Raw genomic sequence first — 7,992 nt, 5'->3', positions numbered from 1 at the left:
TCGATGAGGTTGCGCATGGTCTGGTCCGGGTCGGTCACCTGCAGCCTTTTCCACTCAAAGGACAAGGCCGTAGGGCGCACCTTCAGCCCATCAATCTCCACCCTTGCCCCCACGATGGCTTCGCCGGCCTTTTCCAAGCCAGACTCGACCCAGCGGTCCAGGAAAAACAGAGACACGACGGCCACGCCCACTACCAGGACCAGGAACGGAATAAAGCCCTTCCAGCGCATGGCTATCCTCCGAAATCGCGAATCTTCAGGTAGAGCTGGACAATGCTGCTGCCCCGCAGGGCGCGCGCCACCTTCCAATTGCCAATCTTGTCTCCCCACGACTCACGAAAGCGTTTAACGAACCAGCGGAACCAGGCATAGTTCGGCACGAGCATGACCAAGGCCACCACCAAGCTCCCCATCACCACCGTGTTGTTGAAACGCGTAAGCGGGGCAATGGGCACATTGTACAGCCACGTCCAAAGGGGTTGGAGCGATGGGATATTGACCAAGATCTGGTACCCGAGCAGGTCGAAGAGAGGGTCGAGCAGATAGGCGAACAGGCTGAAGAGCCCCCATCCTAAGAAAGCGGCGCTGATGTTCACGTTGAGGATGCAGATGAGGAGAATCACGAGGATGTTGTGCAGGGCCCAGAATGGTGTGAGCCCGGGGATGGCCCCCAGGGCAAAACCCCAACCCACCTGAGCAGGTGAGTCTGCCGAACGCAGAACCTTGACGACTTTGCTCACCAGGCTAAGTGGAACCATAACGGTTGTACCTCCGTCGATGGTTTGTGATGTGCAGCCGCCCGGTGTGTCGACGTGTCACTTCCCCATCAGTTGCACCACGATCTCCCGCTGTCGGCTGCGATTGTCAAAGTCGATAAGCACGATCTGCTGCCACGTACCAAGCAGCAAGCTTCCGTCCACGAACGGCACGCTGAGGGAGGCTCCCACCAGCGCGGCGCGCACATGCGCATAACCGTTGCCATCGTGCCAGGTAGCGTCGTGGTGATAGCGCGAGCCCATGGGCGCCACGCGCTCTAAGGCCTCTGGCACGTCCTGCAGCAGCCCCGGCTCAAACTCAATGGTGGTCACGCCGGCGGTGGAGCCTGGCACGAACACGGTGACCGTCCCCTCGCGCAAGCCGCTGCGCGCCAGGCACTGTTCCACCTGACCGGTGAGGTCCACCATGTGATTGCGGCCGTGCGTGGCCACGGCAATGCGGTCAGTGATCACCTGCATTGCAGGGTGCTCCCATGGTCAACCCGAGTCAGGTCCAGGAATGCGTTGAAACGCTCTTGGATCTCTTCGGGCTTGAGGTCGCGCAGGCGGTCCACGCTGAAGCGCTCCACACAAAATGAGGCCAGTACGCTACCATAGACGACGGCACGGCGAAGGTTTTGCTCGGACAAATCACCCGTGTAGGCCAGGTAGCCGACAAAACCCCCGGCAAAAGTATCCCCGGCCCCGGTGGGGTCACAGAGGGTCTCCAACGGGTAGGCGGGGGCCCAGAAGCAGCCCTGGCGGGTGACCATGAGTGCGCCGTGCTCACCCTTCTTGATCACCACCGTGTGCGGCCCCTGGTCCAGCAGTGAGCGGGCCGCGCGGAACAAGTTGGCCTCCTGCGACAGCTGCCGTGCCTCGGCATCGTTGATGATGAGCACGTCCACCTTCTTCAGGGTCTGCTGGAGCTCGGCAGGCGTGTTCTCGATCCAGTAGTTCATGGTATCCAATACCACGAGCTTGGGCCTGTCCACCTGCTCCAGCACGCGCATCTGCAGCTGCGGCATGATGTTGGCAAGAAAAATGTATTCACTGTCTCGGTAGCTCTCAGGAAGTCTGGGCACAAAGTTCTCAAACACATTGAGGTGGGTATACAGGGTCTCCCGCGCGTTGAGGTCATAGTCGTACCGGCCGGCCCAACGGAAAGTGAGACCAGACTCGGTGGTCAAGCCAGTGAGATCCACGTTCCGTTTCTCGAGGAATCGCAGTTGGCTGCGGTCAAAATCCTCGCCCACCACCGCCACAAGGCGTACAGGGACGAAGAAGCTCGCTGCGGCGCTAAAGTAGATGGCCGACCCACCCAAGGCCTCGTCCACCTTGCCAAACGGGGTCTCCACCGTGTCGTATGCCACCGAACCGACGACCAAAAGGCTCATCTACTCATCCTCCCTTCCAGTTCCCGCTCACATCCTTTCTGGCACATCGATGCCCAGCAGGGCCAAACCACGGCGCAGCACGATGCTCGTTGCTTTGGCCAGAACCAGCCGTGCCTGCCGGAGCCTCTCCTCCTGGGCGTGCAGCACGGAATGCTCGTGATAGAAGCGACTGAACGCCTTTGCCAACTCCCACAGGTAGGTGGCGAGTCGTGCGGGGTTGTACGTCAGAGCTGCAGCCTTCACCTCGCCTGGGAAGCTATGCAGCCGCCGCACCAGCGCGATCTCTTCAGGCTCCACGAGCACCGAGAAATCGCACTCCTCAGGGGACACGGCCGCGAATTCGTCCTTGCCTGATTTCCGGAAGATGCTGCGCACGCGCACGTAGGCGTACTGCACGTAAGGTCCGGTGAATCCGTCGAAGGAGATGGACTCTGCCGGGTCGAAGAGCATGCGACTCTGCGGGCCAAACTTCAGGATGTAGAACTTGAGCGCACCTTGCGCCAGGATTTCGGCGGTGGAATCCAGATCCTCCGGCGCAATGTCCAGGTGGCGGCGGGCGATTTCCTCCCGCTCCATTCTGAAGAGCTCGTCCATCAGGTCATCGGCATCAACCACGGTCCCTTCGCGCGACTTCATCTTGCCGGCGGGCAGGTCGATCATGCCGTAGGCCAAGTGGTAGCAGCCCTCGGCCCAGGGGAACCCAAGCTTTTTCATGATCGCGAAGAGCACCTGGAAGTGGTAGATCTGCTCGTCGCCCACAACCCAGATGGCCCGCTTCATACCAAAGTCGTCAAACTTGAGCTTTGTGGTGCCGATGTCCTGGGTAATGTAGACCGAGGTACCATCGCTGCGCAAGAGGAGCTTCTCGCCAAGGCCTTCATCGCTGAGGTCAACCCATACGGAGCCGTCAGGTTTACGGTAGAAGAGGCCGCGCTCCAACCCCTCCTCTACCAGGGCGCGCCCGAGCTGGTAGGTTTCGCTTTCCTTGTAGACTTTGTCGAATTTGCACCCCAGGCGGCGGTAGGTCTGGTCAAAGCCCTCGTACACCCAGTCATTCATTCTGCGCCATAGGGCCAGCACCTCCGCGTCGCCTGCTTCCCAGCGCTGCAGCATCTCCTTGACGCGGCCGTACCATCTGGACTGGCTGAGGAACTCTGCCTCCAGGCGCCGACGCTCCTGGTCGTCCAACCCTTTCGGGTCAATCCCGCGGGCCGCCAGCCACTGCTGCCACTCCTGATGCTGCTGCTTTTCATAGAGCACGTAAAAGTCGCCCACGAAGTGGTCGCCTTTGATGCCCTCGGACTGTGGGGTCTTGCCTTGGCCAAACTCTTGATAGGCCAGCATGGATTTGCAGATGTGCACGCCCCGGTCGTTGACCAGATTGACGCGCACCACCTGGTGCCCGATAGCCTCTAGGAGGTTGGAGATGGCCATGCCCAGCAGGTTATTGCGAACGTGGCCGAGGTGCTGCGGCTTGTTCGTGTTCGGTGCCGAGTACTCAATGAGCACCTTCTCGCCTTTGCCCTCGTCGCAGTTGCCAAAGGTCTCGGGGGCGGCAAGAATCTCGGTGCAGGTGACGCGGAAGAGGGCCTCCTTTTCGACGGTGAAGTTCAGATACGGTCCCACCGCCTGCACCCGCGCGATAGGGGGCTCAACGGTCAACTCCTGGGCAAGGCGCGCCGCAATCGCTGCCGGCGCCGATTTGGCCAGCCGAGCAAGCGGGAAACAGGCAAAGGCAAAGTCGCCAAGCTGCTCATCCGGGGGCGTATCCAGGCGCGCCTCCGGCGGAAGGGCCAGACCGTACGCCTTGTGTGCGGCCTTGGCAATTGAAGTCAAGATCTGCTGTTCGATGATGCTCATGCGCGGACCACCTCGAGAATATCGCGAAAAGCGGCGGCATTCAAGCTCTTGCCTCCTGCTGTGTCTCCGCCGCGCGGTGCAGGATGAGTGGGCTGGTTCCTACTGCCTTGCCCAACCATGCTGTGCGGCGACACCCATCGGGTCACAGTTCTCTCGGATCAACAATCTTCTTGACGAAATCAATAAAGGCATCACTCACGGAGAACTTGTCCTTATTGTAGAACTCATCTGCTGGAAAGAGCAGCTGAGAGGCCCTACTCAGCGGAATACGCGCAATGTGTTTCTCGATGTCCGGACCGCTAACCACGCGGGTAGGAATTGGTAGTTCCCCATTTCTTTGGTCGTGCAGCATAGCCTTGATTTCCTTCCCCAGGGCGAAGGCGAGAGCGACGTCGTACTCCGAAGGTCTTCCCATCCGGGGAATGTAGTCGGCATGCTGACATCGCACTTCCACCCCATCTAGACCTCTCTCGGTCAGGGCCTTCTCCACCATCTTTGCGACCTTAACGCCCGCGCCACCAAGCTTCCTCGGACCAAATGCTGCGTCCATCTCCTGTGTACCCTTGAACTTGAAACCCTCCGAGACCGCTATGATTACGTGGCCCCCGTTTACTTTGTAGAGTTTGGCAACTCGATCGTAGAATCTTTCCCAGTCCGCATCTTCCATGGGCACTTCCGGAATCAGCACAAATTCCGCTCCGCCCAGACTAGCCGCAGCAGCAAGCCAACCCGCGTCCCTCCCCATAGTCTCCAAAGTGAACACGCGTCGGGTGGACATTGCTGTGGTCCTCAAATCCCTCGTCAGACGAGCTATCTTCAGGGCTGCTGAAGGGTATCCGGGACAAAGAGCTACCTCAACACTTCCCTCAAAAGTGTTCGTTCTTATGTCGTTATCAATGGTGCGAGGAAACCCCAGGATTTTCACGGGGTAGTTGCTCGACCCGGACCATTCAAATAGTTCCCTGGTTGCACTCAAACTTCCGTCACCACCTATGACGATCAAGGTGTCCACCTCTAATTCGCACAGATTTTCGAATAGGATTCTCTTGTCGTCGTCAGATCGGGGTGCATCCCTCCTCGACCTGAGAATTGTACCGCCCTGATAGGGGTCAATTGGTTCCCAAGTAAGGAGTCGCACCGATTTGGTCATCACCCCTTTATACCCGTCCTCAAAGCCCAGAACCCTCGGGAACCCAGCCTCGATCGCGTTATCCCGAATGCTCTTTATTACCGCATTAAGGCTGCATGTGTCGCCGCCATTGGTGAGAATGCCGAGTGTCCTCATCTTGGTGCCCTCCCCAACTCTTGGTTGCCTCGTCCGGTGTCCTCCCCTACCTCAATGACCTCCGCATCGCCCCATAACTGCTCCAGGCCGTAGAATTCTCGCACCTCGGGCTGGAAAATGTGCGCCACCACGTCGATGTAGTCGAGAATCACCCAGCGTAGGTGCGTGTAGCCCTCGCGGTGCCAAGGCTCGATGTGCTCTTTGCTCAGCTCCTCCTCGATGTGGTCGGTGATGGCCTTGACCTGCGTGTCGGAGGCACCGGTGCACAACACGAAATAGTCTGTAAACGAACACAAGCCCCGCAAGTCCATCACCAACACTGACGAGGCCTTCTTGTCTAAAGAGAGATCGGCAATACGCAAGGCCAACGTCTTTGGGTCAGACAAGTCCTTTGTACTCAGTTCCTGGCCCTCCTTTCGCAAAACTCCTTTCCCCTTCTGGCCAAAAGCTCTTCGGCAGCAACCACCACTTCCTGCGCGGAGATGTCCCGCATGCAACGAAAGTGCCTCTTGGGGCAGCGCGTGGACCCCATCGCGGAACATGGCCGACAGGGGAGATCTTTCTGCACCACACGCGTAAGCTCGCCGAACGGGAAAAAGCCCAACTCCTCGGTTGTCGGTCCGAAGATAGCCACCACGCACTTGCCCAGTGCCGCCGCAATGTGCATCAGTCCGGTGTCGTTGCACAAGACCAGGTCGCAACAGTCAAGAGCTGCCGCGCTCTCCATGAGCGAAAGGGCGCCCGCCAGGTTTAGATGCGGTGTCTGCATGTGCGAGACCACCTGTTCGGCAATTGTTCGATCCTTGGCATCGCCAAGGATAAGCGCACCGCTCTGGTGCCTCTCAGCCAAGGAATCGGCAACCTCTGCAAAGCGCTCCGGAAGCCAGCGCTTGGTGAAAAAACCCGCTCCCGGCACTATGGCGACGCGCAACGGGTGCGTCATGAATCCGACCTGTTCGAGTCTCTTCTGCACGCGCTGTCGGGCAGCCGGATCCAAAAAAACCTCTGGCCCGCGCCCATCGCCCTTCACCCCGAGTACACCGACCGCGGCTAGATAGCGCTGGTAGACCGGTACGACGCCGGGATAAACGTTCTTCTTGGCCACGATGAGCAGCGTGCGGGCCCAGCGCCACTTGCGGTAGCGGAGCACCTTCGCTGGCCCTGCGCCCAAGCGCACGTAGAAGCTGCGAAAGTTCTTGTGAATGTCAACGATGACATCGTAGCGGCGAGCTTTCACCTCTTGCCGCAGCCTCTCAAGCTGCCGCCATTTGCCGCCTTTTGGCAAGACGAGCACCTTGTGCACGTAGGGCGAAAAGCGGACCAGGTCCGCGAATTCCTCTTTGGTGGCAAAATCCATGTCCGCACTGGGAAATGTCCTTGCCAACGCGCGAAGCAACGGGCTGGCGAGCACAATGTCGCCAATGGAGCTAAAGCGAATCACCAGCACCCGCTGCGGCACCACCTGTCTATCTTCTCCCTCCATAGAGGGGGTTCATCCTCGCGGCGCCTCTTCCGCCAGCTTTCTCTTGAACCAGTCGATCGTGAGGGTCAGCCCCTCTTCGAGCCCAACCTTTGGCTCCCACCCCAGCACCTGCCTGGCCTTGGTAATATCCGGCTGCCTGACCCGTGGGTCGTCCACCGGCAGTGGCTTTTGGACAATGGGGCTGGAGCTCCCAGTCAGTCGGATGATGGTCTGTGCCAACTCGAGCACGGTCAATTCCTGCGGATTGCCGATGTTGACCGGGTCCACGCAGTCGGACATGAGCAACCGGTAGAGGCCCTCGATCTGATCTGACACGTAGCAAAAGCTTCTGGTCTGTGAGCCATCCCCGAACACGGTGATGGGTTCTCCGCGCAGTGCCTGCGGGATAAACGTGGGGATGGCGCGGCCGTCGTGAGGGCGCATGCGCGGGCCGTAGGTGTTGAAGATGCGCGCGATGCGCGTGTCCACGCCGTGGTAGCGATGGTAGGCCATGGTCAGGGCCTCGGCAAAGCGTTTGGCCTCATCGTACACGCCACGTGGCCCTACCGGGTTGACATTGCCCCAATAGTCCTCGCTCTGCGGATGGACCAAGGGGTCCCCGTACACCTCCGAAGTGGAAGCCAGCAGAAAGCGCGCCCCTTTTTCCTTAGCCAGTCCCAGCGCCTTGTGCGTTCCCAGGGCCCCCACTTTCAACGTTTGGATGGGGAGCTGGAGATAGTCAAGAGGACTGGCCGGTGAGGCAAAATGGAGCACGTAGTCGATCTTGCCGGCCACGTAGATGTACTCGGTCACGTCGTGTTTGATAAAGCGAAAGCGCTCGCACTGCAGGTGCTCGATGTTGGCCACCGTGCCGGTGATGAGGTTGTCCATGGCGATGACGTGGTGCCCCTTCTGCAGGAGGTACTCACACAGGTGCGAGCCAAGGAACCCCGCACCGCCGGTCACCAGAGTCGTTGGCATTCCCTCTCCGTCTTTTTTTCGCAGAGTCTGACCTTGCCCGGTACTAAAGGACCTCAAGCTTGCCCCGGATATTGGGCGTGGCCCACCATTGGAGGGCACCGTGGTCTTCTGCCACTATCACGGCCGCCACCCCTGGCAAACGCTCTGCAAGGGCCAGGCCCTTTTCCGGTCCCAATACAAAGATGGCCGTGGAAAGCGCATCGGCTTCCATGGCGGAATTGGCTACCACCGTGACGCTCGCGCACGGACGCGC

Annotated in this window: 10 protein-coding genes; all 10 read right to left on the bottom strand. The window is 59.5% G+C overall.

Going from position 1 to position 7,992, the window contains the following annotated elements:
* The coding region (locus ONB25_14985; protein ID MDZ7394190.1) for a hypothetical protein at window positions 1-230 on the bottom strand (230 nt) is incomplete at its 3' end.
* 2 nt (window positions 231-232) lie between these two features.
* A complete protein-coding gene (locus ONB25_14980) occupies window positions 233-757 on the bottom strand; it encodes a TIGR03546 family protein (protein MDZ7394189.1) in 525 nt (174 codons plus the stop codon).
* Between the two features lie 57 nt (window positions 758-814).
* Entirely contained in the window at window positions 815-1,234 is a 420-nt protein-coding gene (locus tag ONB25_14975) for a secondary thiamine-phosphate synthase enzyme YjbQ (protein MDZ7394188.1), read from the bottom strand.
* Window positions 1,225-2,151, bottom strand: a complete 927-nt coding sequence (locus tag ONB25_14970; protein ID MDZ7394187.1) for a PfkB family carbohydrate kinase — start codon at window positions 2,149-2,151, stop codon at window positions 1,225-1,227. Before ONB25_14970 ends, ONB25_14975 begins: the two co-directional genes overlap by 10 nt.
* A 27-nt stretch (window positions 2,152-2,178) precedes the next feature.
* Window positions 2,179-4,011 carry an arginine--tRNA ligase gene (gene argS / locus ONB25_14965; GenBank protein ID MDZ7394186.1) on the bottom strand — a complete coding sequence of 611 codons (1,833 nt, stop codon included), beginning with the start codon at window positions 4,009-4,011 and terminating at the stop codon, window positions 2,179-2,181.
* Window positions 4,012-4,153: 142 nt separating this feature from the next.
* Window positions 4,154-5,296 carry a 6-phosphofructokinase gene (locus ONB25_14960; GenBank protein ID MDZ7394185.1) on the bottom strand — a complete coding sequence of 381 codons (1,143 nt, stop codon included), beginning with the start codon at window positions 5,294-5,296 and terminating at the stop codon, window positions 4,154-4,156.
* Window positions 5,293-5,718, bottom strand: coding sequence for a ribosome silencing factor (gene rsfS / locus ONB25_14955; GenBank protein MDZ7394184.1), 426 nt, complete (start codon window positions 5,716-5,718; stop codon window positions 5,293-5,295). The genes ONB25_14960 and rsfS overlap by 4 nt, the downstream gene beginning before the upstream one ends.
* The gene (gene waaF, locus ONB25_14950; GenBank protein ID MDZ7394183.1) at window positions 5,694-6,779 is read right to left on the bottom strand and encodes a lipopolysaccharide heptosyltransferase II; all 1,086 of its coding nucleotides are present in this window, start codon (window positions 6,777-6,779) and stop codon (window positions 5,694-5,696) included. The genes rsfS and waaF overlap by 25 nt, the downstream gene beginning before the upstream one ends.
* 9 nt (window positions 6,780-6,788) lie before the next feature.
* Complete coding sequence (locus ONB25_14945) at window positions 6,789-7,739, bottom strand: SDR family oxidoreductase (protein MDZ7394182.1); 951 nt, start codon at window positions 7,737-7,739, stop codon at window positions 6,789-6,791.
* A 43-nt stretch (window positions 7,740-7,782) separates the two neighbouring features.
* The coding region (locus ONB25_14940; protein ID MDZ7394181.1) for an FAD:protein FMN transferase at window positions 7,783-7,992 on the bottom strand (210 nt) is incomplete at its 5' end.

This window comes from candidate division KSB1 bacterium (assembly GCA_034506335.1).
Classification (GTDB): domain Bacteria; phylum Zhuqueibacterota; class Zhuqueibacteria; order JANLFK01; family Oleimicrobiaceae; genus Oleimicrobium.
Note: the sequence above shows the minus strand (reverse complement) of the source record. Positions and strands in the feature narration are given on the sequence as shown.